At 34.6% G+C, this 24733-nt stretch carries 25 protein-coding genes; 2 read left to right on the top strand and 23 right to left on the bottom strand.

Annotated elements, in window-relative coordinates; all coding sequences use genetic code 11:
- Positions 1-71: 71 nt before the first annotated feature.
- The 13 genes from J2X31_RS12720 to J2X31_RS12660 all read right to left on the bottom strand — a co-directional run bounded on the left by J2X31_RS12720 (position 72) and on the right by J2X31_RS12660 (position 12460).
- Complete coding sequence (locus J2X31_RS12720; protein ID WP_310027190.1) at positions 72-350, bottom strand: YtxH domain-containing protein; 279 nt, start codon at positions 348-350, stop codon at positions 72-74.
- 118 nt (positions 351-468) lie between these two features.
- Positions 469-1125, bottom strand: a complete 657-nt coding sequence (locus tag J2X31_RS12715) for a porin family protein (RefSeq protein WP_310027189.1) — start codon at positions 1123-1125, stop codon at positions 469-471.
- 30 nt (positions 1126-1155) lie between these two features.
- The gene (locus J2X31_RS12710; protein ID WP_310027188.1) at positions 1156-1581 is read right to left on the bottom strand and encodes a sll1863 family stress response protein; all 426 of its coding nucleotides are present in this window, start codon (positions 1579-1581) and stop codon (positions 1156-1158) included.
- A gap of 622 nt (positions 1582-2203) precedes the next feature.
- Positions 2204-2992: an MlaD family protein gene (locus J2X31_RS12705; protein WP_310027187.1), complete on the bottom strand. Its 789-nt coding sequence runs from the start codon at positions 2990-2992 to the stop codon at positions 2204-2206.
- Positions 2993-2995: 3 nt separating this feature from the next.
- On the bottom strand, positions 2996-3775 hold the full coding sequence (locus tag J2X31_RS12700; RefSeq protein ID WP_310027186.1) for an ABC transporter ATP-binding protein: 780 nt from the start codon (positions 3773-3775) through the stop codon (positions 2996-2998).
- Positions 3772-4602 (bottom strand): MlaE family ABC transporter permease, encoded by an 831-nt coding sequence (locus J2X31_RS12695; RefSeq protein WP_310027185.1) that lies wholly within the window; start codon positions 4600-4602, stop codon positions 3772-3774. Before J2X31_RS12695 ends, J2X31_RS12700 begins: the two co-directional genes overlap by 4 nt.
- Before the next feature lie 39 nt (positions 4603-4641).
- A complete protein-coding gene (locus J2X31_RS12690; RefSeq protein WP_310027183.1) occupies positions 4642-5838 on the bottom strand; it encodes an AI-2E family transporter in 1197 nt (398 codons plus the stop codon).
- Positions 5839-5955: 117 nt separating this feature from the next.
- Positions 5956-6489 carry a mechanosensitive ion channel domain-containing protein gene (locus tag J2X31_RS12685; RefSeq protein ID WP_310027246.1) on the bottom strand — a complete coding sequence of 178 codons (534 nt, stop codon included), beginning with the start codon at positions 6487-6489 and terminating at the stop codon, positions 5956-5958.
- Positions 6490-6495: 6 nt separating this feature from the next.
- Positions 6496-7077 (bottom strand): Maf-like protein, encoded by a 582-nt coding sequence (locus J2X31_RS12680; RefSeq protein ID WP_310027182.1) that lies wholly within the window; start codon positions 7075-7077, stop codon positions 6496-6498.
- Positions 7070-7996 carry a geranylgeranylglycerol-phosphate geranylgeranyltransferase gene (locus J2X31_RS12675; RefSeq protein WP_310027181.1) on the bottom strand — a complete coding sequence of 309 codons (927 nt, stop codon included), beginning with the start codon at positions 7994-7996 and terminating at the stop codon, positions 7070-7072. Before J2X31_RS12675 ends, J2X31_RS12680 begins: the two co-directional genes overlap by 8 nt.
- A 184-nt stretch (positions 7997-8180) precedes the next feature.
- A complete protein-coding gene (locus J2X31_RS12670) occupies positions 8181-9422 on the bottom strand; it encodes a hypothetical protein (protein ID WP_310027178.1) in 1242 nt (413 codons plus the stop codon).
- 101 nt (positions 9423-9523) lie between these two features.
- Positions 9524-10393 (bottom strand): helix-turn-helix domain-containing protein, encoded by an 870-nt coding sequence (locus tag J2X31_RS12665; RefSeq protein ID WP_310027176.1) that lies wholly within the window; start codon positions 10391-10393, stop codon positions 9524-9526.
- Between the two features lie 105 nt (positions 10394-10498).
- The gene (locus J2X31_RS12660; RefSeq protein WP_310027174.1) at positions 10499-12460 is read right to left on the bottom strand and encodes a KUP/HAK/KT family potassium transporter; all 1962 of its coding nucleotides are present in this window, start codon (positions 12458-12460) and stop codon (positions 10499-10501) included.
- 132 nt (positions 12461-12592) lie between these two features.
- Here J2X31_RS12660 and J2X31_RS12655 point away from each other — a divergent pair, with 132 nt between their 5' ends.
- Positions 12593-13660: a WD40/YVTN/BNR-like repeat-containing protein gene (locus tag J2X31_RS12655; protein WP_310027173.1), complete on the top strand. Its 1068-nt coding sequence runs from the start codon at positions 12593-12595 to the stop codon at positions 13658-13660.
- 83 nt (positions 13661-13743) lie between these two features.
- On the opposite strand, the gene J2X31_RS12650 is transcribed toward J2X31_RS12655, so the two are convergent.
- From J2X31_RS12650 to J2X31_RS12605, 10 genes are all read right to left on the bottom strand, one after another.
- Positions 13744-14994 carry a DEAD/DEAH box helicase gene (locus J2X31_RS12650; RefSeq protein WP_310027245.1) on the bottom strand — a complete coding sequence of 417 codons (1251 nt, stop codon included), beginning with the start codon at positions 14992-14994 and terminating at the stop codon, positions 13744-13746.
- Positions 14995-15296: 302 nt separating this feature from the next.
- On the bottom strand, positions 15297-15833 hold the full coding sequence (locus J2X31_RS12645; RefSeq protein WP_310027171.1) for a hypothetical protein: 537 nt from the start codon (positions 15831-15833) through the stop codon (positions 15297-15299).
- A 3-nt stretch (positions 15834-15836) separates the two neighbouring features.
- Positions 15837-17030 carry an ATP-grasp domain-containing protein gene (locus J2X31_RS12640; RefSeq protein ID WP_310027170.1) on the bottom strand — a complete coding sequence of 398 codons (1194 nt, stop codon included), beginning with the start codon at positions 17028-17030 and terminating at the stop codon, positions 15837-15839.
- A gap of 96 nt (positions 17031-17126) precedes the next feature.
- Complete coding sequence (locus J2X31_RS12635) at positions 17127-17957, bottom strand: type 1 glutamine amidotransferase (protein ID WP_310027169.1); 831 nt, start codon at positions 17955-17957, stop codon at positions 17127-17129.
- A 67-nt stretch (positions 17958-18024) separates the two neighbouring features.
- Entirely contained in the window at positions 18025-19134 is a 1110-nt protein-coding gene (locus tag J2X31_RS12630) for a carboxylate-amine ligase (RefSeq protein ID WP_310027168.1), read from the bottom strand.
- A gap of 340 nt (positions 19135-19474) precedes the next feature.
- Positions 19475-19834, bottom strand: a complete 360-nt coding sequence (locus tag J2X31_RS12625; protein WP_310027166.1) for a hypothetical protein — start codon at positions 19832-19834, stop codon at positions 19475-19477.
- An 89-nt stretch (positions 19835-19923) separates the two neighbouring features.
- Positions 19924-20568 carry a DUF6705 family protein gene (locus tag J2X31_RS12620; protein WP_310027165.1) on the bottom strand — a complete coding sequence of 215 codons (645 nt, stop codon included), beginning with the start codon at positions 20566-20568 and terminating at the stop codon, positions 19924-19926.
- Entirely contained in the window at positions 20562-21926 is a 1365-nt protein-coding gene (locus tag J2X31_RS12615; protein WP_310027164.1) for a hypothetical protein, read from the bottom strand. The genes J2X31_RS12620 and J2X31_RS12615 overlap by 7 nt, the downstream gene beginning before the upstream one ends.
- A gap of 82 nt (positions 21927-22008) precedes the next feature.
- Positions 22009-22950 carry an ATP-grasp domain-containing protein gene (locus J2X31_RS12610; protein ID WP_310027162.1) on the bottom strand — a complete coding sequence of 314 codons (942 nt, stop codon included), beginning with the start codon at positions 22948-22950 and terminating at the stop codon, positions 22009-22011.
- A 35-nt stretch (positions 22951-22985) separates the two neighbouring features.
- Positions 22986-23699, bottom strand: a complete 714-nt coding sequence (locus tag J2X31_RS12605) for an esterase family protein (protein WP_310027161.1) — start codon at positions 23697-23699, stop codon at positions 22986-22988.
- Between the two features lie 394 nt (positions 23700-24093).
- On the opposite strand from J2X31_RS12605, the gene J2X31_RS12600 reads away from it, so the two are divergent.
- A complete protein-coding gene (locus J2X31_RS12600; protein WP_310027159.1) occupies positions 24094-24732 on the top strand; it encodes a hypothetical protein in 639 nt (212 codons plus the stop codon).
- Position 24733 lies beyond the last annotated feature (1 nt).

Below are 24733 nucleotides of genomic sequence, written 5' to 3'. Positions count from 1 at the left end.
TTGGTTTTTAATTTTAAAAAAAGAATGTCCGATAAGTTTACCTGTGAGGGACAACCTATCGGACAATACAATTATTTTACGTTGCTTTCAACTGTTCTTTTAGCGTCGGCAGCAATTTCTTTTCCTTCATTGATGTAATTTGAAGCATCATTTTTAACGCTTTCATATTTTGAAGAAATAGTACTGATTACATCTTCATATTTCTTTTTGATGTCATCAATAGATCCTTTGCCTTTATCGGCAATTTTCTTACGTGTGTTAGTTCCTTTATCCGGTGCGAATAAAATTCCTAAAATTGCTCCTGCAGCCAATCCTGCCAATGCTCCTAATACTACTTTACCTGAGTTCATATCTAATTGTTTTTAATTAATAATTTATTTTTAAAAATTGTTGTAAAAGATATAGCGGTCTTCTACAGTTTTTCTTTTTCAAATAGCAATCTTTCCCATCCTCAATCGGATTGTAAGATTACATAAAGGTATAACCTACCGTAAATTGAATTATTTGGTTTTTATATCTTAATGAAGATTCATCACCATCTTTATCGCTTTTGCTTAAATCCCAAGCTGCTCTTGCAGAAAGGATAAAGTTTTCAACGGTAAAATCTACACCAGCAGAAAGTCCCCAGATACCTTTTTTGTAGTTATCATCGTTAATATCTTCCTCTTGTTCAGCGCTAAATCCGTTAAACTCATTTTTAGTACTCAACAAGTAAGAAAATTGAGGACCTACAAGGATAGAAAAATTTTCTATTGGTTTAATTTGCAAGTGTACAGGAATATCAAGATGTGATGTAGTTCTTGTAAACTTATAATTTTCTCCAAAAAGACCTTCTCCTTCAGATTTGAATCCTTTTTCAGAATATAAAACCTCTGGCTGAATCCCAACAAACGTTCCAAGAGGAATAGAAACAAATGCACCACCGGCAAAACCTACTTTACCATCGGCAACAAATTCATCTCCTTCTTCGTCATACACATTCGATAAGTTGATACCGGCTTTTACACCAAATTTAAAATTTTCTCTTGTGTCACCAGATACATTTGATGTGCCATCTTGAGCGAAACCTGTAGAGGAAACTGCCATAGCAAATAACAGTAACCCTGATCTTAAAATCTTTTTCATAGCTTGTTTAATCTTTTTTTGTTTTCTTTTTTAGTTTTCTGATTCAAATTCTTTTTCTAGTGCATCAGCAGTACTCTGAACATCTGCCTTGAAAGCTTCCCAAGTATCAGCACTGTATGTGGTGTATTGGTCTAGTTTTGCTTTCAATTCGCTGTTTTTTTCTTCCAGCCTAGCAATTCTTTTGTTGTGACGTTCTTGTGCATCTGCCGAACCTGTCATTTTTTTAACTTTTAAATCAGCAATCTTTTGCTCATTTTTGGTAATCTTTTCATTGATTTCCATTTTGTAGTTTTGATACTCTTGGTTCGCTTCGTTTTGTTCCTCAGCTACATCTTGTTTTGCTTCCAAAACATCTTCTTGAGCATCTTCTACTTTTGCTTCTCGATCTTTACAGCTTGTTAAAGTTCCTGCAAAAATCATAGCGATCATTCCTAGTGTTACAATTGACTTTTTCATAATTATAAGTGTGTTAAGTTTACATTACAAAGATGCCACTACTATCAAGAGATTCTGTTACAGTACTTTTTGTATATTTTACAATATTCACATATAATTCTTACAAAGGCTGGTTTTATTGGGGTAATGTTTAAATAGTATAGTTTTTACTATGTATTTGGTATGATAAAAAGATACCAATCAGATAATTTTTTGATTAAATAATAAAAAGTTGAGAGGGAAGAGAAAACAAGTGGCAATTTAAGGAAGAATTTAATCTGTACGTTAATTTGATATTTTATAAAGCACGAATAAAAACAATTAATTGATATTATTTTTATTTAAAACCATGGAACTGTTCCAGCATACTGTTCGGCAGAATTTAAAGCACTGGAACAGTTCCAACATAGTGTTCGGTAGAATTTATGGCATTGGAATTGTTCCAATATACTGTTCGGCAGAAATTAGGGCATCGGAACTGTTCCAACGTATTCTTTGGCGGAATTTATAGCATTGGAACTATTCCAGAGGTTTTATGAAAAATAATTTATTTAAAAAGATAATGACCTACTAAAACAATAAACACTTAAAGCAAAAAAGCTACATCCGGTTTGAATGTAGCTTTTAATTTTCAATGCAATTTTTATTTGTTTTTCTTGGCTTCTTTTTCTGCAGCCTTTTCTGCTTTCTCTTTTGCCTTTTCTGCTTCTTTTTTAGCTTTTTCTGCTTTTTCTTCGGCTTCCTTTTTCTTCTTGGCTTCTTCTTTTTCTTTTTTCTTGAAGTAACCTCTCAAAAGGAAATTACTTTTGGCAGCTTCCATGTTTTCATCCAAACCTTTTGTACTGCTTTTTAAGTTGCTGATGGTTTGGTCAATTTCGTTTGCCATGCTTTTGTCGTTGATCAGTTTTCCTAAAGTTCCATCACCACGGTTGATCTTCATTAGGATTTCGGCAATTTCGTTCGATGCAATGGCGGCATTTTCAGAGGTTACTTGCAAGCTTTGGATGATGGCATCGGTTTCTACAGGTTCGGTCGATGCAATCCTTTGACCGTCTTTCACAATTTTAGAATTTGGGTTTCCTTGCGACAGCACAACCACTTTATCGCCAATAATTCCTTCGGATCCAATTCCAGCTTCACTATCCGATTTGATGAATCTTTGAACATCTTTCTTGATGAGCATATCTACTTTTACCATCGAGTCGTTGATGATTCGGATATTGTCAACCGTACCGACGTTGATTCCAGAGAAACGAACCGTGTTTCCAACTTGGAGTCCACTAACGTTTCTGAAATCGGCAGTCACCTTAATCACAGGGTCGAATAGATTTTTTTGTTTTCCGATGACAAAAATTGCCAGGAAAAAAAGTACAATCCCTACGATTATGAATAATCCCAGACGTACTTTAAAATTGTTGCTTTGCGTTTCCATGTTTTATATTTCTTTTGGGTTTCTACTATTTTGACTTTGGAAGTAAGAATTGATCAATTCGTCGTCGGTGTTTTCAAACTCTTCCAGTTTACCTTCCTTATAAACTTTTCCTTTCTGCAACATGATCAATCTGTTGGCTACTGTTCGGGCACATTCTATATCGTGTGTGATGATGATAGAAGAGGTTTTATATTTTTTCTGAATATCATTTATCAGCAGACTTATTTCGTGTGAGGTAACGGGGTCTAATCCTGTTGTTGGTTCGTCATAGAGCATAATGGCAGGATCTACGATGATGGTTCTTGCCAAACTGATCCTTTTTCGCATACCTCCTGAAAGTTCCGATGGCATCTTGTCTATGGCATCTGGAAGACCAACATTTTCAAGTGCTTCCTTGATTTTGTTTTGAATTTCTTCATCCGAAATCTTTTCTTTCATACGCTTTAGCGGAAATTCAAGATTTTGACGCACCGTCATCGAATCATACAAGGCACCACTCTGGAAAAGGAATCCAATTTTTCGTCGAACGTCTTCCAGTTCCTTGTATTTCATTCCGTTTACTTCATCGCCCATAATATTGATCATTCCTGAATCTGCTTTAAGCAAACGAACAATGCATTTTATGAGTACAGATTTTCCAGTACCCGATTTTCCAAGAACAACAAGGTTTTCGCCCTTGCGAAGTTCAAGTGTCAATCCATCCAGTACTTGCATCTCACCAAATCCAATACGGAGGTCTTTGATTTCGATTACGTTTTCGGTATTTGTAGTTGCTTCTATCATATAATATCAGTTATTTGAACCGCAATTAAATCGACAATAATTACCAGTAGGGAAGACATCACTACGGCAGAATTGGCCGCAATTCCAACGCTTTCGGTTCCTCTTCCTGCATTAAATCCTTTATAGCATCCAACAAAACCAATCACGGTTCCGAAGAAAAAGGTCTTGATGACGGCCGGAAACAAATCGCCAAATTCTACATCTCCAAAAGCTTGGGTGATGAACAAGACAAAGCTCACATCGCCTTTGATATTCGCTGCCAGCCAACCGCCCAAAATTCCTAATGCATCTGCATATAAAACCAATATCGGTAGCATTAATGTTGCGGCAAGAACCCTTGGAACGATAAGGAATTTTATAGGATTTGCCGATGAAACTTCCATGGCGTCAATTTGTTCGGTAACTCGCATGGAACCAATTTCTGCACCCATGCTCGAACCAATTTTTCCTGCACAAATCAGGGCTGTAATTACGGGACCCATTTCTCTGATGATGGAAATGGTAACCATTCCCGGAAGCATTGTAACGGCTCCAAAATCAACCAAAACTGGTCGTGCTTGGATTGTAAGAACCAATCCGATGATGAGTCCTGTAACGGAAATCAATCCTAATGATTTGTTTCCAATTTGAAAACACTGCTTGAAGAACTCCCTGAATTCAAACCCAAGCGAGAAGGTGTTTTTGAATACGTTGGTAACAAACATGAACACATCGGCAACATTAATCAGAAACTTTTGCAAGCTGTTTTTTCTGTTTATGGTTACATCGGTAATGTCTTCTGTTTTTTTCCTAGCGTATGTTTTAATCTTTGTAATCGGTTTTTTCATTTGAAGTGTAGATATTTTAAAGATTAATTTTTGGTGATTTTATTCATTTTTGGTATCTGGACCAGTAGTGGTTTCTGTGAAAATGGTCTTGGATACTTCTTCTTGATTTACATTGATGGTATCGGTTGCATTTTCAAAGTTATAAAGCGGAAGCCTTATGTGTCGCCACTCGTAAGTCTTGGGTAAATCATCTCCCATCAGATAGCCCCAAGCCTGCAATCCTTCAATCCTGTCGAATATTACTTTCAAGATAGCAATCAATGGAATTGCCAAAAACATTCCGGCAACTCCGGCCAAAGAACCTCCAATGATGATTCCTACAATAGAAACAAAAGCATTGATTTCTACTTTTGAACTCACCACCATTGGCACAAGAATGTTGTTATCGATAAATTGAACAACAGCATTCACGACTAAAACACCAATAACCAATGACAAATCGGGAGAACCTGTGAGTGAAGCAAAGATGCTGATGACGTAGGCAAACATAATTCCTACATAAGGAATAAGGTTCAGAATTCCTGTAATTACACCAAGCAAAATGGCATATTTCACTCCAACAATAGACAATCCGATGCTGGTTAAAGTTGCGACACTAATGAGCTGGATGGTTAAACCAACAAGATAACTTTTTACAGCTACTTTAACATTGCCCAAAATATTCTGTAGTTTTTCGTGGTGTTGAGGTTTGAATAATTTACACATGAATTTTATAAAATGTGTTCTGTATAAAAGAAGCAGGAACATATAGATTGGAACCAATGCCAGATTGAATAAAGTATCTGTAAATGACATCAAGGTGGAACCAAGCATTTCCTTGCCTGATTTTAAAGAATCCGATGTGGCTGAATTGATGTATTCTTCCTGTTCTTTTGTACTGATGTTGAAATGATCCCTCACATACATCTGGATGTTGGCAATATGAATTTTTATGTTGGTTTGGATCTTGTCCCAATCGCTGACAAAATCGCTAATTTGCCAGGATAGAAATGTTATTATGCCAACAATGAACATTACAAATAATAATACCGAAACTATGACTGCGAGAATATGAGGAAATCGGAGTTTTGATTTGAGGAACAACATTATTGGCCTCAAGAGTATAGAAAACAAGATGGCCATTAATATTGGAATGATAATTCCTTGTCCTATATAGAAAATAAAAAAGATAGAAATTAAACTCAATAAAACAAATGCCAGTTTAGCATAGAAAGGAAATTTGTAGATTTCATTCATATAATTTAGCTATATAAGTTAGGGTACTTAAGGTTTAGCAAATATTATATTAATGCTACGATAACACGTTACATAAATTGGTAAATATGTTATATAATTTACACGTTTTTAGTAAAATTAATCTGTAAATTCTTTGTCATCAAAAGAATTATTTTTGATGATGGAAATACCTTTTTGAAGCAACAAAGTATTCGGATAGGTAATCATTTCGCCATCACTGGTTTTGAGCAGGGTATGAAACGTATTGATGTCTTCGATTTCTGCTTCGATAGGGAAATCCTTGTCGTGAATCTTGATGGTGTCGCCAATTTTGAAAGGAAAGGAAAACAATAAAATAATTCCGGAAGTGATGTTGCTCAAAATAGACCATTGGGCAAATAACGCAACACCAATAACTGTCAATACGGATGAAACCGTCATGAACAAATCATTGGTTTCTACACCCCAAATTATAAAAAGAGAAGTAAAGAACATGACAGTCAGAAATACACTTATGTATTTGATGATTAGGTTCGTCCTGTGTTCTAATATTTCGCTTGTCTTGGCATATTTTCGAACAAGTTTTGTACTTCCAACACGCAATATTAATGCTAAAATGATTAAGATTCCTGTAGAAATTATTTCAACAAAATATTGATTGATAAATGACATCATTTTTTATAAACTATTTAGATAATTATAAACCTTATCAACCGGCAATCCCATTACGTTTGCATACGAACCTTCAACCTTTGAAACTCCAATAAAGCCAATCCATTCCTGAATGCCATAAGCTCCAGCTTTGTCATAAGGTTTATAATTTTCAAGGTAATAATGAATCGCATCTTCAGATAATTCATTGAAGGTAACTTTCGTCAATTCATAAAAAACATCTGTGTTTTCAGTAGTTTTGATGCAAACCGAAGTAATCACATCGTGTGTATTGTTTGAAAGTGATTTCAATATCTGGAAAGCATCGTTGTAATCCTTTGGTTTTCCTAAAGCCTTTTCATCAAACCAAACGATTGTGTCGCTTGTAATTAAAATATCATTTTCTTGCAATTCGCCTTCAAAAGCATTGGCTTTCAATTCGGCTAGGAAATTGGTGATTTCTTCTGCTTCCAAACCTTCAGGATAAATCTCTTCAACGTCTTTCAATCGGATTTCGAAATCCAGATCCAAATCTTTCAGAAATTGCTGTCTTCTTGGCGAACCCGAAGCGAGAATGATTTTATGGTTTTTGAATTTATCTTTAAGCATTCAATTGAATATTTAGGTTAACAACTAAGGCCGATAGAATACCGAAAAGCAATACAAATTTAAGTACCAAACTCAAATGATGAAAATCTTCTTTGTTTTTTGCCGAAGCACTTTTTACGGTAAAATAAATGAGTGGTGCTACAATTAGTAACAAGCAGTAAATTGTAGCGATGTATAATCCATTGATAAAATAATATTCATTGATGTAGTAAAGAAGGATTACAATCGGAATAAAACTGATCAAGAAAACAAGCCTTGCGGTTCTAGTAACGCCAAGTGCAATAGGCAAAGTGTTCATTCCTTGGTTATAATCTCCGTTAACATCTTCAAGGTCTTTCACAATTTCTCGGATGAAATTAATGATGAAGGCGAAGATGGCATAATCCAGAAGCACTCTGAAAATCAATCCTAAAAATGCTTGATTTTCTGGAGTTATCAAAGGATATAGATTAAAAATACCAATGATGATTACCGCAAACGATGTTAGGATTGCAACAATTATGTTCCCAATCAACAAACTCTGTTTTAGGCTTGATGCATAAAGATATAAAACAGCAGAAACCAAGATAAAAACCAATGCAAATGCGGGTTTTTCGATGACATTGGCCAGATAGAATCCAGTTCCAACACCAATGATGTTCAATGCGATATATAAATTAAAGGCTTTATCTTCAGAGATGTATTTTCCAACTACAACTTCATTTGGTTTGTTGATAAAATCAGTTTCCTTATCAAAAATATTATTGATCAGGTATCCGGCTCCTGCAAGCAAAACTGTTGTGAAAACCAACAAGAAATACTGCCAATCGTTTAACGCAAGTGGAATATTTTGCTGGTCCAGAAAGCCATATTTGAATATAAATTGCATCAAGGCAATCATCAATAAATTCTGAAAACGTATTAACTTTAAAAATTTCATCAGGAAATGGATAGGTTTTGTGTTTGTAAAAATTTGATAATTAATGTATTATATTTAATTATTTCATTTTCAATTATCCTCCTAAAGGTAAATTCTTTAAACAGATAATCTCCTTTTATTTTTAGTTTTTTTAACAAAAAAATACCCGAAATCTCTTTCGGGCATTTAAAAATTCTATTTTCGATTATCCTCTTGAAGCTCTTCCAACGCTTGGACCTCCGTTGCTTCTAGTGTTTCCACTTTCTGCTTTTTGGGTTCTTTGTGGCTGACTCACGTTTTGAGTTCTTGCAGGAGTGCTTCTTTGTGGCTGAACCGTTGGTGCCGTTGTTCTCACAGCTGGAGCGGTAGTTCTGGTGGTGTTTACCCTTTCGGTAGTTACTTTTTGAGCACTGTTGCTTCTTGTATTTTGAACCGGCTGCACCGTCTGACTTCTCGTTGGAGTAGTGGTTGTGGCCCTAACCGTTTTCGTTTCCGTTTTAACTTGAGTAGGAGTGGTGCTTCTAACAGCATTATTACTTCTCACAGCATTATTGCTTCTCACGTTTCCAGTTTCAGTTTTAGCTTGTGCAGGTTTAGTGTTTGTTCTAACGGTGTTGGTTCTAGTCGCTTCAACAGAATTACTACGAGTTACAGTTGATGTGTTAGCATTTCTAACGCCATTGTTGGTTCTGGTCTCGCTTGCATTTCGTGTTTGAACCAACTCATGTCTGTTGCTTACGTTGTTGTTTCGTCTTGTAAATGAACTGTTTGGGTTTTGTCTTTCATATCCATTAGCACGTCTTGTTTGGTGCATTGCAATTGCTCTTTCGCTTCTTCTAACATTTACATAATTGTAAGTATTATAGTTGTGAATATGAATGTTCACGTTGTTTCTATATCTGTAAATCGGATAAGGAGCCCATCCATAATAATATCCTGGATAATAATTCCAATAGTATGGAGAATAGTAAGGACGGTAAGAATTTACCCAAAACACGTTATAAATAACGGGTCTGTTTACATAAATTGGCTCATAGATATAGTTGCTTCCGTACATATAAACATCTCCAACTACCTGAACTTGAACATTATTGTTGTTGTCTCTTTCTACTTCAATTGTAGCAACATCCTGAAATAGATCTCGATCCAAAACTGCTTGAAGCACAATCAAGTGGGTGTTTCTTTCAACAGATTCTACAACTCTCAAATAATCTACCTGACGGTCGTTGTTCAAGTCAAGGTTTGATATTTGGTTTTTTGGATCGTTCAATCTTCTTTCAAAATCCTCCAAATTTTCCGAATCTCCAAAGATTGAAGCAACAGCTCTCAAATCTAAATTATCACTAATGTCAGAATTTTTGGCATTAACAGTTGTCACATCTTGTGCATTGGTTTCGTTTGCAAATAAGAAAGCAAACAGGGCTAGGGTGAGTATCTTGGTTTTCATAATGTGGAAATTTATTGGTTAAAAGTTTTTGGTTTTTTTTCTTATAACCGTAATTCCAACATCTGTGCCACGAATTTTATTTTAATATTTAATTAACTAAATCATTGGTAAGATTTCAAGAATTGGGAAGGAGTGAGACCTGTTTTTTGTTTGAAAAGCCTTGAAAAATAAGCATAATCTTCATAGCCAAGACCAATTGCAATTTCAGAGAAACTTTTGCCGGTGTGAAGCATTATCCTTTTTGCTTCTAATATTATCCGATCCAAAATAACTTCCGAAGTCGTTTTTCCGATAACACTTTGCGTAATCCTGTTGAGGTGTTTGGGGGTGATGTTCATCATCGAGGCATATTTTGAAGGCGATTTTTCAACACTAAAATGTTCCTCGATGAGGTTTTCCAATTCATTGAATTTTTGTGCATACAAGCTATGATTGACAATTTGCTCCGTTTCATCATTCAGATAAATCCTAGAAAGTTTGGCATATATTATATCCGAATAACTCACCAGAACCTGATGCTTCAGTATATTTTTGTTTTGATATTCCGACAGCATCGACTCAAATAAAGCAACTATTTCTGTAACCGGATTTTCTTCCAATTCAATCAACGGGCTATTTTGAACCGATTGAAAGAAAGGGAAATTAGAAATGCTGTTGTGTGAATAATGCAAATCATAAAAATCTTTGGTATGAGTGAAGATAAAACCATCAACATCATCTGAAAGTTCCCAATGATGTGTTTTTCCGGGAGAAATAACGAATATATTTCCGGGTTTTACTTCATAGGTATTAAAATCAATTTCATGAGTTCCAATTCCTTTTGTAAATAAAATACACAGATAAGAATTGTGTTTGTGCGGTTTTGTAATCTTGCTTTTATTCTGAAGGATGTGTTCCCGAAGATTGTTTACGTAGAAATCTTTTTCGTTTTCTTGATTTTGAAGTTGGGATATGTCGAGAATATTGATCATTAAAACAAATACTTTTTTGAATTTTGTAAAGTTAGTTTAAAATGATGAATGTCCGAATAATGCAAAAAAATAAAATGCCACTAAATCAATCAGTGGCATTTTATTTTATTCAACTCTTTTCATGCAAATCCTTTCCGGCGGATGCAATACCATCGGGAATTTTTCAATTTTCACCGAGCTACTGTCCAATCCAAAGGCTTTTTCTTCGGATAGGCTTAATTTCTTGATCAAGAAATAGGTGTTCATGACTAATTTTTCGTGCCACAACATGTCGCTGTCATTGGAAAGGAATTTCTCTGAAAGTACAAATTTAAAATCACCAATGATGTTATTTCGGTTTAATGATTCGTAACGGCTTGTAATATCAACTTCGCCATTTTTTACCATGTCTTTCACCACTTCCTTAAACATGATGTTGATTTTTGTAGGTTCTCTAAAACCTAAATTGAAATCAATTCTAATCAAATCATCTTTGATTAATTCGGTTACTTTATATTCTGTTTTATAAGGTTCGTTCAAGATGTTAACGTGGATAAACCAATATAAGTCGGCTCGTTTGGGACGTTTTTGCAAAATTGAATACAATACTTTTTCTTCAATTTCATCCAATCTTCCGGAGTTGGTCATGTAAACCAAATGAGTTGCATATTTAGGAATAGATAAATCGCTACTCAATTCGCCAAGGACTTTCTTGTAATTGTCAATCTTGACCATTTTAGTATAAGCCTTGCTGATTTTTTTAGCCCTATACCAAGTTGCCATGATCAGAATCAAAGCAATTGCAATGATCAAAGTTACATAACCTCCATGCGAAAACTTTTTGATATTGGCCACAAAAAAGCTCAATTCAATCAAAGCATAAATCGAGATAATTGGCGTGATGAAATACCATTTTACCCTTTTCATAATTAAATAATAATTGAGCAAACAAGTGGTCATAATCATGCAAAGCACGATGGCCAATCCGTAAGCAGCTTCCATATTACTTGATTCTTTGAAGCGTAAAACAATCAATACGCAACCAACAAATAACAACCAATTTATTGATGGAATGTAGAGTTGCCCTTTTAATTCAGTAGGATATTTGATTCTTACTTTTGGCCAGAAATTCAATCGCATTGCTTCGTTAATCAAGGTAAAAGAACCACTAATCAAAGCTTGAGAAGCAATAACCGCTGCAAGTGTTGCAATTGTGATTCCGATAGGCTGAAACCAATCGGCCATAATCAAATAAAAAGGATTTCCGTTAGATCCGCCAAGACTTTTCAAGGTTTCGCCTTCATGATGAATCAAATAGGCACCTTGTCCGAAATAGTTTAAGACCAATGTAGTTTTTACAAAAATCCAGCTTACGCGAATGTTCTTTCTGCCACAATGCCCCATGTCAGAATACAAAGCTTCGGCACCAGTTGTACATAAAAAAACGGCACCCAGAATGTAAAAACCTTCGGGATGTAGGGATAACAAATGATAGGCATAATATGGATTCAAAGCTCTTAAAACATCTGCATGATAGTAAATTTGAATGACTCCAAGGGTTCCCAACATTCCAAACCAAATAAGCATCATTGGTGCGAAAAATTTGCCTACCAAATTGGTTCCAAATTGTTGAATGAAAAACAAAACAAATAGAATTCCAATTACGATGGGAACCGTATTTATTTCAGGATAAAACGTTCGTAAACCTTCAACGGCAGACGAAACAGAAATTGGAGGAGTGATAATTCCATCGGCCAACAAAGCACTTCCACCAATTACGGCAGGAACAATTAGCCATTTGACTTTTGTCCTTCTTACTAATGCATACAAAGCAAAAATTCCACCTTCGCCATTATTGTCGGCATTTAGAGTAATAATTACATATTTAATTGTGGTTTGAAGTGTTAAGGTCCAGAAAACACATGAAATTCCTCCTAAGACAATGTCTGCATTTATTGGAAGATTTCCAATAATTGCCTTCATTACATACAACGGAGAAGTACCGATGTCACCGTAAATTATTCCTAAAGTAATCAGTAATCCTGCTAAAGATAATTTACTCAAATGACTCTTATGCGAAGCACTCATAAAATGGTATTAAGGGTGCAAAATTAATTAAATTTCGGATAAAATTAACATTTTAACACAAGCATATATTTTGCAGAAGCTTTTAGATCATCCATTTAAAAAAAGTAAGTTTGCAACTCTAAAATTCCATCTATGAAAAAAATAGTTTTTATACTCTTAAGTTTCTCATTGATAATCTCTTGCAAGAAAAAAGAAACTAAAGTAATTGAAAATGAAGCAATTCCATTTGTTTCCGCAACTGTTGATAAGATTTTAACCGACAGCATTTCAATAAGAGCCATTTCCATTGATTCTGGGAAAATTTGGTATGCCGGAAACAACGGAAAGTACGGTTATTTCGATTTGAACAGCGAAAAAGACTTCAACGGTCATGTTGCTAAAGATACTTTGAAACTTGAGTTTAGAAGTATTGCCAAAACTTCCTCACATATTTTTATTCTCAATGTTGGAAATCCAGCACTTTTATACCGAATTTCAAAAGACGGCTCTGAAATCAAATTGGTCTATCAGGAAAAACATGAAAAAGTGTTTTATGACAGTATGCAATTCTGGAACGATCAGGAAGGAATTGCCATGGGCGATCCAACAGCTGATTGCCTTTCTGTAATAGTCACAAGAGATGGAGGAACAACCTGGAAAAAACTTCCATGCAATACTTTGCCAAAAGTAGAAGAGGGAGAAGCCGTTTTTGCCGCAAGCAATACCAACTTAATCATCAAAGGAAATGACACTTGGATGGTTTCTGGAGGAAAAAAAGCAAGAGTATTTTATTCAGCCGATAAAGGAAATTCATGGAAAGTATTCAACACGCCAATCGTGCAAGGCGAAGCAATGACCGGAATTTTCACAGCCGATTTCTACGATTCCCAAAACGGATTCATTGCTGGAGGAAATTATGAAAAGCCAAATCAGAACTTCGGAAACAAAGCATTTACAAATGATGGTGGAAAGACGTGGAATTTAATTGCCGAGAAAAAAGGATTTGGCTACGCTTCATGTGTTCAATATGTTCCAAATAGCAACGGAAAACAATTGGTTACAGTTGGAGCTTCAGGTTTGCAATATTCCTCCGATTCAGGCGAAAACTGGAAACAATTTTCTACCGATAAGGATTTATACACCATAAGATTTATGAACGATTCAACCGCAATTGCTGCAGGAAAAAATAAAATCGTCAAAGTAAATTTCAAGACAAAATAATTATTAGTCCAAAAACTGAAAAAGCCTGAAGCGATTATTCGCTTCAGGCTTTTTTTTAATCTAAAATCTAAACTCTAAAATTATTAATACCAGCGTTTCTTATTCTGTTTAGAACCCGCCGATTTTCTAGATTTGTGAGCATCACCACTTCTATTTGAATTTTTCTGTGGAGTAGCTTCAGCTTCAGGGCTTCCAGCATGCCAAGGATAAGGATGGTCGGTAATCGTCTGAACATCAACTTTGATTAATTTTTGGATGTCTTTCCAATAAGGATGTTCGTCCTTGCTGCAAAATGAAATTGCAATTCCGCCATTTCCAGCACGACCCGTCCTACCAATTCGGTGAACATACGTCTCAGGAATATTTGGCAAATCAAAGTTGATTACAAAAGGCAATTGATCGATGTCGATACCACGAGCTGCAATATCGGTTGCAACCAAAACGCCCACTTCTTTCGCTTTAAAAGCATCCAGAACGCGTTGTCTGGCACTTTGCGATTTGTCTCCGTGGATAGCTTCAGCAGCGACACCGTGCTTACGCAATGCTTTCACTACGTTATCAGCACCATGTTTTGTTCTAGAAAAAACCAGTAAATCGGTCAATTTTTCATTTCGAATCAAATGGTATAATAAATTTCGTTTTTCAGTCTTATCTACAAAATAAACACGTTGCTCCACGTTTTCTGCAGTTGAAGAAACAGGCGAAACGGAAACCGTTGCAGGATCTTTCAGAAACATTTCAGCCAGTTCACGAATTGCAATTGGCATTGTTGCAGAAAATAGTAAGGTCTGGCGGTTGTTTGGCGTAAGCTTCACAATCTTCTTTACATCATTCACAAAACCCATATCCAACATCTGGTCGGCTTCGTCTAAAACTAATGTATGCAAATGGTCCAAATCAATATAACCTTGCTTGTGCAGATCCAATAAACGTCCTGGAGTTGCTACTAAAATGTCAACGCCTTTGCGTAAAACATCCACTTGCGGAACTTGTGAAACACCTCCAAAAATGGTCAATTGTGTCAAGTTGGTATATTTCCCGTAGGAATCAAAATTTTGCCCAATCTGTACTGCCAATTCCCTTGTAGGTGTTACCACCAAACAACGAATTTGCTTCGCTTTTTTGGTAGAACCTACAATTCTGTGCAATTGGTGTATGATTGGAATGGCAAATGCTGCCGTTTTTCCGGTTCCGGTTTGAGCACAACCCACTAAATCCCTGCCTTCTAAAACCAGCGGAATAGCCTGTTGCTGTATAGGTGTTGGTTCCAAATATCCTAATTCGTGAACCGCTTTTTGTATACTTTTGGAAAGTGATAAATCTTCAAATAACATATAAATAAATGCTTTCAAGTGCTCTGAATTAAGCACAAAGAGGTTGCAAAGATAGGTTTAATATTTGTAATGTGTAGAATAGTGGAGGTTTAGGTTTTTTTTGAGGAGCTAATCCCGCCATCCGCTGCAACTCCTCATCCTGAAAGCTTTTTTTCTAATGTCCAAAAAGGAGCTTCCGTTGGTCGCTCTTTTTGGCCAAGAAAAAATAGCTTTCAGGATTCCGGGGTTTCCGCTACTGTCGGGGCTAGCTTCGCTGGTGGAAACTTTAGGGATTGGAATAATCGTCTGGTAAAAGATTTAGATTACCATTTCCAATCCAAATCTGATTTATAGTTTACGTTTAATTTTTGGGATAAAATTAGTAGTTCTTCTTTTATTTGGTTAACATCTTCTAATTCATCTTTAGGAATAAAAATAGAATTTGTTTGAAGTTTAATATAATAAAACTTACCCGTTTCAATTATTGTTTCAACCGTTTCAATTTTGAATTTCACTTCTTTGTCAATATCTACTAGATAAATATAAACATCATCAATTTTTAAATTTACATCTTTGCCAAATTCATTTTTATATACTTTAACAGCTTCTTGGTAATTTTTAAAAATACTTTCTTTTATTCGATAAGGAGAAAAGATTAAAGAAAGTAGAGCTGCTAGTGGAAAAAAATAGCTAAAAGGATTATCAAAGCCTCTGAATGCAAAAATAGAAAATACAGAAAGTATGATAAACCATACAAAAGTACCTCTTATGATCTGTTTCCTTACCCTACCATCATCCTTTGCAAAATACAATTGCAATTGTAAATAATAATTTTCTTTTAATTTATAATTCAAATCCATAAGCTATTCCCTCTCAAACAACCCCAAAGTTCCACCAACCCAATCCTTATCCTTATTGAATTTCACTCCAATCATTTCACCACGGCTCAAACGAACCAAGTTGCACAATAGAGTAGGAGCCTTGTCTTCTTTTCGCCAAACACAAAGCACTCGAACTTCGGCTTTTACCTTTCCATCAGGCGATTGCACGATAGGAATATAGTTGACTTTCTTTTGCAAAATATACAATTCTTTTTCTGTCACCGCTTCGATATCTTCTTTCTTGACATGAAAAATCACACCGCTTCCCGAAAACGAAAACAAAGGTTTCAAGACATAATTCTCTAAATCTTCTGGGATTTCTTTTAAATCACTCAACAAAGTAGTTTCAATAAAATATTTTCCTTTCAAGAATGGTAGAATGAATTTACTGATTCTGAAAAACCAATTCGGATGTCCGGCCCATTCCACCTCCAAATCATCCGAAAAACTGAACTCCATTTTCAAGTCTTTTCGCAATTCCAACTCGTCAAAAATGACACGGTTGTAAATTCGTTTTACTTCAATTTCGGCTCCAGCCTCATTTTTATAGTATAATTTTTTCCCTTTTTTAATCAATTCTGTCACACAAACAATCGGAATTCCGATGTCTCTTTTGCAATAGTAAAAATCAATCTTGGTGTTTTGCTTTTCAGGTTCAATTTCCAAAAGGATTACATTTTCCTTTGGATGATTGTTGCAAATCGCTTGCTCAATAATCTTCAAATATTCTTCTGGAGAAATGTCGTTTATAAAAGGCGTTAGTTCTTCCAAAAAAGGATAATGTGCCTTGAATTTATCATACAAAACATATTGATAGTTGAACAAAGAAGGAAATCCTTGCACTTCAATCAGCTTTGGAATAACCTTTCCATCTTCTTCACAAATACCAAAATCAATGGCTAGAAAAGTAGTATGTTCATCTTCATTTGGAACTTTACTGTTAAGTTCTAGAGATTTGTTGGTTAGCTCTTTGAAGTTATCTTTTTGAATCAAATCTATCACATCTTGACAGCCATCAAGAAGTTGTTGCTTCAATTCATTCGAAATAAAAAAAGGCGTTTCGGCCATTCTGAAAGTTGGCAAGTAATCAAAGTCAGATGCAATGTCGTCTTGAAACTCTTGGTATTTTTCGGGAGTAAAACTATCGTTGAAAAGTTGTCTGTATTTTGGAATCATCTTTGGTTTTTTGGTTAGTTGGAAATAAAGAATGCCACAAACTCAAAATGAAAATTTGTGAATTCGTGGCAGTTTTTCTATGAAAATAAGTTATACTTAATTCGATAAAATCTTCTTCGTTCGCATCAAATCATTAATAGCAATTCGAAGGAAATTCGGAATCAAGGTTTCATTGGTTTTGTAAATCTTGTCCTCGTCAAGCAAATCTTCCAGCATGTTTCTAAACTTTCGCTTGCCTTTCATTTTCTTGATTTTCTCTCGTCGCTCGTTATTTTTCATATTGGCAACAAAACTGATCGGATCGGCTTCAGGATGAAACTGAGTTCCCACCATATATTCTGAAAAACGAACCGCCATAATCGCTCTTTCATATTGAACGTGATCGCGGATTTTTTCCAAAGAGATAATTTTAGCTCCTTTTTTAGCAAAAATAGCCAGCTTTGGTTGAATCACTTGATAATCACGGGAATCGATTCCATAGAAAGGATCAGCAAGACCTTCAAAAACGGGATCATTTGCCCCTTCTTTTGTTTTATGAATCGTCATTACACCAAAAGAAGTGTCGTTTCGTTTTGTAATTTCGGCCAAGCCAAAATGTTTACAAGCCATTTGAAAGGAGTGACAAATAAAAAGAACGTGTTTTTTGATGTTGTTTTCCTTGTTCCAAAGAGTTAAGGCATCAATAAAATCGTAGTATTTTAAATCCCAATTTCCGTCGCCTTCCAAAGGATTTCCGGGACCCCCGGTTGAAATAAAAATATCAAATTTCTTAATATCCGGCAATTCTGATTTTCCTCGAACATCAAAAACTTTAAAAGTAACTACTTGATTGAATCGGTTTATAATATCGATGATACAACGCATTCCTTGATTTGGTTCTCCATCATACATGTCAAGAATTGCAATTTTGATTGAATTATCACTCATTATATTTAGTTTAACTGATTGTAAATTAACTGCAAAGATAAAAATTACGTTTAAAAATCACTTTAAATTATAATCCTTTTGTGAATTCGCTTGTGATAAAATCAACCACTTTTGTCAAATCGCCTGTTTGCTCGAAAATTGCCAATTGTTTTGCGGCACCGGTTCCATCTCTCAAAATGTTGTGTACATAATTGATTTCGTCTCGGCTTCCCAATTCATCCACCACATCATCAATAAATTCAAGCAATTCGAGAATCAATTCACAGGTTGGCACTTCTTTTTTCAAACCAAAATCAATCATATTGCCTCTGATTCCATAACGTGCTGCACGGAATTTATTTTCTTTTATCAAAGCCAAACGATAAATATTGAAACTAGTGTTTGCCATGGTCAATTTATACAGTTTTGCAACGACAGCCTGTATTATTGCTACAATACACATTGTTTCATCAACTGTCAAGCTCATGTCGCAGATACGGAATTCAATCGTGTCATAAAATGGATGCAAACGCAAATCCCACCAAATTTTCTTTGGATTGTCAATGCAATTGGTTTGCACCAAGGTATCCAAGAAGTTGTCATACGATTGCAAAGAATCAAAATATTCTGGAAGTCCAGTTCTTGGGAATTTATCAAAAACCTTGGTTCTGAAAGATTTATAACCCGTTTGTCTTCCTTCCCAAAAAGGGGAGTTGGTTGAAAGTGCAAAAATATGTGGCAAGAAATAACAAGCTTGGTTCATCAATTGCAAACCAATTTCACGGTTTTCAATCCCGACGTGGCAGTGCATTCCAAAAATCAAATTGGAACGAGCGGCATCTTGCAATTCGTTTACAATATTATGATAACGAGGATCGTCTGTAATCTCCTGGTCCTGCCATCTCGAAAAAGGATGCGTTCCGGCTCCACCAACTAGAAGCCCTTGCTTATCGGCCAGTTCAACAATTTTCTTCCTCAGGAAAGTAATTTCTTGTCGGGCTTCCTTTACATTCTTGCAGATATTGGTTCCAACTTCTACAACCGATTGATGCATTTCGGCTTTAACCTGTTCGTTCAGGATTACTTTTGCACCATCTACAATTTTCGAAAGATGCGAACGTAAATCTCTTGTTACGGGGTCTATAATTTGGTATTCCTCTTCAACTCCAAGAGTGAATATTGGTAATTTTTTCGTCATGATTTTGTTAATTGAATATAGAAATCTTAATTTTAGTTATAGTTGTATTATTTTATTACATTATAAAATGTCTTCATAATTCTAGTATTTTGAAGCAGAATAAAGTCCTTATCCAGTCGAGAGACTTTATTCTTAAAGTCATACTGACTCCATCAAAAGTAATCCATTTATTTTTTTAATATGATTTGGATTTATCGTTGTTAGCAGTATATTTTTATTGATAATTTGGTATTAATTTTTGAATCAATTTTTGTCCAGAAACAAATTTTATTTCAATTAGTTTACTTTTTGTGCTGTCGGAGAACATTTTAATGTTTATTATTTTTTTTCTTCATTAAAATTATATGGTGGTATTTCTATTATTTAATTTTGAATGGAAACTAAATTTAGGATTGATTTTATTTGCATAATAGTGAAATTGATCGTCAGTTATACCTTCTGTTTCATTTTTTATTGATATAATTTTCGCAATGTTTTCATTATTATAAAGAAAAGTGATTGTGTCATTTGTTTTTATTAAATACTTACTTTCTTCTAGGTAATCTCCTTGTTTTTGTGAACTCAAAGTAGTTCCTTTAAACTTTTTGTCATTTACCTCTTTGCTTTTATCTATTTGAGAAAACGATATTGAAAATGAAAGAAAACAGAAAAGTAAAATCAAATAGTTTGAGTTTTTGAAAACCATATTTTTTGTGCTCATAATTTTCAATTTATTATATTAAATTATTAAATAGTTTGGCTATTATCAACGTCCCGCAACTTTGCTAATTTTCAGAACTTCATATTTTCCTACTGCTTTATTAACTCAATATTATTAGGAACACTAAAAAAAGGTGTTACTCCAGGTTGATAATTTGATGGAGTACTCATGTAACTTGAATGGTTTTTAAATAATTTAAAAAATATCTTCTCGGGTTGCCCTGTTGCTGTGGCTACTTTAGAAATTTCGCAACGACTTACTAAAACATTGGTTGTAAAATCTTGAAAAATACCGTTAATATAGTTGGCATCTTCTTTACCGCTTAAGTAGCTTCCTATTCCATTTCCAATCACGAATTGATTTGTAGGTGTAATATTCGTATTATCAAAAATAATATTTCCGTTATTGTCTTCTAGTTTGTAGGTTAATACTATTTGATCTATATAATAATAGTATGAACTAGTCGGAATTATTTTAGAGAAAAATTGATTAATTCTAACCAATTTTAAAGTTAATATTTTGTTTGTTCCAAAATATTTCCATGTTCCTATATACGAGTTAAGTTGGTCGGAAGTGTCTTTTATATAATCTCCATTTTGGTAAGAATAATTTACCAATCGCGTTTGAGAATATGATACAGTTCTTAAAATTGGAAATTGAGCTTGCATTGAAATTGTAAATAAAAAAACGATGGTTACAATTGCTTTTGGTATTATGTCATTTATATTTAACATGGTGTCTCGGTTATTTGATTATTATTGTTTAATCCTCTTTTTTTCCAGTTGCTAAAATTTTCATCACAACTGAATACTTCAAACCCAGAATTGGAATTTCCTGTCTCTTTAAAAAATCTCAAAAAGCCCTCTAATTGTTTGGTACTAGACTTTTTATAATCTACATACACTTTTTCAAAAGAATCTTCCATCATATTTTTAAAAGGATACAAAGCATTTAAAGTATTTATAAAGGCTGTTTTATTGGTAATTACTATTGCAAACGTTCCTTTAGCACTGGTAACCATCAAGGTACAATTACTTGCTGTTGAGTTTTGGATTAGAGCTGCAAAGCTAAATAAATCTGAAAGGCTAAAAACCGCAAAATTTCTTTTTGAAGTTGCATCAAGATGGCAATGTATAAATCCATTTTGATCGTTTCGGTTTGGGGCTAAAGGAATATCTACATAACTGCCATTATCTTCTTCTTCAGTACCTTGAAATTCTGACGAAAATTTAGGAGCATTTTGGTAGGTTACATAGCCGGATTCTACATTTTGAGTGGCAGCTTTTTGCTTTAGCTCAGTCATCTTTGCTTTATAATCGGGGTCTTTAGATTTTGCTTGTAAACTTCCGCAAGGAGTTCCTGCTTGAATTAGTGGTAATGTAGCAATTGTTCCGCCTCCACCGCCACTTGTTCCTGAACCAGTACCAGTACCAGTGCCAGTACCACCCGCATCATTACCACATGTGTATGCCCAAAGGTAAATAGTCCTTATGTTAGTATAATCTGGATCCCAACAGCCATCTATTGTGCAGGCTTCTTCAATCTCTACTGCAACAAGTTCATAACAGGAGCCTGACGATCTTTGTGAAGTAGATATTTGATTCATATTAAATGGCTCTATAATCGTTTTAGTTGACAAGTCAATTTCTGTGCCATTTTCTAACAATTCTCTTTCGGCTTCTGTTAGGATGTAAGTTACTATAAATGCTTCGTAAGATCCGTTAGGCAATGATGAAAGTACTATATTATTTAGGTTATAATTTCCCTGATCATTATATATTGTAAATGTATAGGAATGATAGCTACCATCCAAATTCTCAATATGAATGGCAGTATCAAAATCTAAATCAAAACTTTCGTTTTCATACCTTGCTGAATAGGTATTTCCACGATTTGAAAGTTCTATATTAATAGAATCTATTTTATCTACTAATCCACTATTACTTTCAAAGGCAGTAAATTTTTCTAAAGACCTTACATAATTATTGGAATTTAAGGGTATTTCATCAACCATCTCCTTTTCGCAACCGCTAAGAATTGTGATAAAAAATAATATTAAAATCCATTTTATTGAATGATTTATTTTCGTCATGATTTTGTTTTGTCCATTAGATAATTAGAAAATCGGAAGAATTGTTTTTCCAATTTTCTAACTATTTTTTTTCTAATTTATATTATTTTGCCGCATTTTTAATAAAAGTTCCCCAAGTCAAATTCATTTCGCCTGGTTTTTGTTTTTTTGCTGCAGCGATTGCCATTTTAGCAGCTTCTTCTACAACCCAGTCAAAATTTTCTTGGCCAACTGAAGTCAGTTCTGCATCTGGAGCAGGATTTCCGAAGTCAATAGCATAAGGAATACCATCTCTTACGGCAAATTCTACGGTGTTGAAATCATATCCCAAACCTTTGCAAAGTCTTAATGTGTAGTCTTTTATAGTTGCCAATAATTTTTTATCGGTATTCGGATTTTCAACTACATATCTTAAATGATGCGGATTTCTTGGTTCGTATGGCATGATTCTAACTGCTTTTCCGCCAAGGCAATACACACGATAGTAATCTTGAAACACAATTTCTTCCTGCAAAAGCATTACCAATTGTCCGGTTTCGCGGTGTTTTTCCCAAAATTCTTCTTTGTTTTCAAGGCGATAAACATTTTTCCAACCTCCACCAGCATACGGTTTCATATAAGCTGGAAATCCGATATAATCAAATATTCCATCCCAATCTAAAGGGAAAGCCAAGTTACGGAACGATTTTCCAGTTGTATCTGTTGGATGTTCTGCAGAAGGAAGGATTACCGTGTTAGGTAGCGGCACTCCCAAAGTATCTGCCAATGCGTTGTTGAAAAATTTATCATCGGCACTCCACCAAAACGGATTGTTGATAACGTTTGTTCCGGTCAAGGCCGCGTTTTTAAGATAAGCACGGTAAAATGGTACATCTTGAGAAATCCTGTCGATGATAACGGCATATTCACCACCTTTGTTTTGAACTACTTTGTCAATAGAAACGGCTTCTGCTATGATTCCTTTTTCGTTTTTTGAGTTTACTCTGTCTATAAATGCTTGCGGAAAGGTGTCTTCCATTCCAAATAAGATTCCAATTTTTTTCATAATATTTTTGTGTTTTGTTTTAGTTTAAATTTATGCTAGAAAAATTTAATTCGTGATAGATAATGCGGAAACATTTCTTTCCAAACCGGCCAATCGTGTTTTTGGTCTCTTCGGATGTCCAGCCAATGCTCGATACTTCTGTTGCTTAGAACCTTGCTCATTTTTAGGTTGGCATCCAGACAGATGTCCCAATTTGAGGTTCCCAGAACGATGTCCATTTGCCATAAATTTGGGTCGTTCAAGCCATAAAGAAAATCTTCGGGACTATTGAAAAACACATCTTCGTTGTGAAAACCGTCCATAAAACTTTTGATATCAAAAGCACCACTCATCGAAAACATGTGGCTCACATAGCCGGGATGACGAAAAGCAAAGTTTGCGGCATGATAGCCTCCAAAACTGCAACCAGCAACGACTACTTTTCCAGAGCCAGTGTTATGACGAACTCGTTCTACAATTTCATGACAAATCATTTTATCGTACCAAACGTGGTTTTGGATACGATGAACGGGATGAATCTTCTTGTTGTAGAAACTATCCTTGTCGATACTTCCCGGACAAAAAATCTGAATCAATCCTTGTTCGATGTACCATCTTGCAGATTCAATAAGTCCTTGGTCCTTGTTTTCGTGATAGCTTCCCATTGAAGTTGGGAATAAAATAACCGGGTATCCAGCATGCCCAAAAACAAGCATTTCAATTTCACGGTTTAAATTTGGTGAGTACCACTTGAAGTATTCTTCTTTCATATATTAGCTATTTTGTTTTTAAATGGTGACGTATATTGGGCAGGATTTGTAGCAATTTATGACCTTATTTCAATCTTGCAATTTTTAATAAATAATATTTAAACAATTATAATGAAAATAATCAGTATTTATAACGGTAAAATGATTTTTTTACAAAGAATTATTATAATGATTATATATTGAAGTTTATATTAACGAAACAATAATTAATGCTTGAATTTTCTTGATACAATAAATTTTAATCAATAAAAAAGGCTCGGTTATTGTTAATCGTAATGAAAAAATAAGATTTAATTTTACTAAAATTATAATTTTTAGTTAATTTCAATACTATCAACTTAAATAGCACGTTAATTTTTTACTTTTAACCATTGAAAAATTGCATACAAAAATCATGAAATATTTCATTCTACTTTTCCTTACTGTTTTTCTGAATATAGAAGCCAAGGCCCAAGATATAATTAGCAATCCTAGGGCTATTCCGGCTATGCCATCTCCAACGCCCAATCTTCCGAATATTAGTCCTGAAAAAAAACCAAGTATTTTTGATGTAAAACCTAAAAATGATGTTCCGGATTTGTGGAGTGATAAGAGCAAGGTTGAATTCAAGAAGGAAGAATTTGCAAATCCGGCCGATCGCTATACAAAAAAAATGAATAATAGCTTGAATACAGAAGGAAATGGTGATGCCAAAATGTTTAGAAGAGATCAATATTTTGGCGATTTTAAAACCAAATCCGAAAGCATTAAAGTGCTCTACCGAGATCCCCAGGCAGTTGATGGAGATTTGTTGAAAGTTTTACTCAATGATAAAGTGGTGATGGATAATATTTTCCTGGAAGGAAATTTCAAAACCTTAGAGATTAAACTTATAGCTGGTTTTAATAAGATCGATTTTGTGGCTTTGAATGAAGGACAATATTTCCCAAATACGGGTGCTTTTATAATTATGGACAAAGGAGTCCAGCTTTATTCAAGCGAATGGAACATGTCTACAGGTTTTAAAGCTTCTTTTATAATTGTGAAGGAATAAT

This window comes from Flavobacterium arsenatis, assembly GCF_031456785.1.
Lineage (GTDB): Bacteria > Bacteroidota > Bacteroidia > Flavobacteriales > Flavobacteriaceae > Flavobacterium > Flavobacterium arsenatis.
The sequence above is the reverse complement of the archived record's forward strand: the minus strand, read 5'-3'. Positions and strand labels throughout refer to the sequence as shown.

Excerpts from the sequence above, each read along its gene's own strand:
- J2X31_RS12625 (WP_310027166.1), bottom strand. The coding sequence starts at position 19,834 with ATGAGCACAAAAAATATGGTTTTCAAAAACTCAAACTATTTGATTTTA.
- J2X31_RS12675 (WP_310027181.1), bottom strand. The coding sequence starts at position 7,996 with ATGAAATTTTTAAAGTTAATACGTTTTCAGAATTTATTGATGATTGCC.
- J2X31_RS12705 (WP_310027187.1), bottom strand. The coding sequence starts at position 2,992 with ATGGAAACGCAAAGCAACAATTTTAAAGTACGTCTGGGATTATTCATA.
- J2X31_RS12720 (WP_310027190.1), bottom strand. The coding sequence starts at position 350 with ATGAACTCAGGTAAAGTAGTATTAGGAGCATTGGCAGGATTGGCTGCA.
- J2X31_RS12620 (WP_310027165.1), bottom strand. The coding sequence starts at position 20,568 with ATGTTAAATATAAATGACATAATACCAAAAGCAATTGTAACCATCGTT.
- J2X31_RS12615 (WP_310027164.1), bottom strand. The coding sequence starts at position 21,926 with ATGACGAAAATAAATCATTCAATAAAATGGATTTTAATATTATTTTTT.
- J2X31_RS12635 (WP_310027169.1), bottom strand. The coding sequence starts at position 17,957 with ATGAGTGATAATTCAATCAAAATTGCAATTCTTGACATGTATGATGGA.
- J2X31_RS12665 (WP_310027176.1), bottom strand. The coding sequence starts at position 10,393 with ATGATCAATATTCTCGACATATCCCAACTTCAAAATCAAGAAAACGAA.
- J2X31_RS12690 (WP_310027183.1), bottom strand. The coding sequence starts at position 5,838 with ATGAATGAAATCTACAAATTTCCTTTCTATGCTAAACTGGCATTTGTT.
- J2X31_RS12645 (WP_310027171.1), bottom strand. The coding sequence starts at position 15,833 with ATGGATTTGAATTATAAATTAAAAGAAAATTATTATTTACAATTGCAA.
- J2X31_RS12700 (WP_310027186.1), bottom strand. The coding sequence starts at position 3,775 with ATGATAGAAGCAACTACAAATACCGAAAACGTAATCGAAATCAAAGAC.
- J2X31_RS12715 (WP_310027189.1), bottom strand. The coding sequence starts at position 1,125 with ATGAAAAAGATTTTAAGATCAGGGTTACTGTTATTTGCTATGGCAGTT.
- J2X31_RS12640 (WP_310027170.1), bottom strand. The coding sequence starts at position 17,030 with ATGATTCCAAAATACAGACAACTTTTCAACGATAGTTTTACTCCCGAA.
- J2X31_RS12680 (WP_310027182.1), bottom strand. The coding sequence starts at position 7,077 with ATGCTTAAAGATAAATTCAAAAACCATAAAATCATTCTCGCTTCGGGT.
- J2X31_RS12670 (WP_310027178.1), bottom strand. The coding sequence starts at position 9,422 with ATGAAAACCAAGATACTCACCCTAGCCCTGTTTGCTTTCTTATTTGCA.
- J2X31_RS12685 (WP_310027246.1), bottom strand. The coding sequence starts at position 6,489 with ATGTCATTTATCAATCAATATTTTGTTGAAATAATTTCTACAGGAATC.
- J2X31_RS12655 (WP_310027173.1), top strand. The coding sequence starts at position 12,593 with ATGAAAAAAATAGTTTTTATACTCTTAAGTTTCTCATTGATAATCTCT.
- J2X31_RS12695 (WP_310027185.1), bottom strand. The coding sequence starts at position 4,602 with ATGAAAAAACCGATTACAAAGATTAAAACATACGCTAGGAAAAAAACA.
- J2X31_RS12605 (WP_310027161.1), bottom strand. The coding sequence starts at position 23,699 with ATGAAAGAAGAATACTTCAAGTGGTACTCACCAAATTTAAACCGTGAA.
- J2X31_RS12600 (WP_310027159.1), top strand. The coding sequence starts at position 24,094 with ATGAAATATTTCATTCTACTTTTCCTTACTGTTTTTCTGAATATAGAA.
- J2X31_RS12650 (WP_310027245.1), bottom strand. The coding sequence starts at position 14,994 with ATGTTATTTGAAGATTTATCACTTTCCAAAAGTATACAAAAAGCGGTT.
- J2X31_RS12660 (WP_310027174.1), bottom strand. The coding sequence starts at position 12,460 with ATGAGTGCTTCGCATAAGAGTCATTTGAGTAAATTATCTTTAGCAGGA.
- J2X31_RS12610 (WP_310027162.1), bottom strand. The coding sequence starts at position 22,950 with ATGAAAAAAATTGGAATCTTATTTGGAATGGAAGACACCTTTCCGCAA.
- J2X31_RS12710 (WP_310027188.1), bottom strand. The coding sequence starts at position 1,581 with ATGAAAAAGTCAATTGTAACACTAGGAATGATCGCTATGATTTTTGCA.
- J2X31_RS12630 (WP_310027168.1), bottom strand. The coding sequence starts at position 19,134 with ATGACGAAAAAATTACCAATATTCACTCTTGGAGTTGAAGAGGAATAC.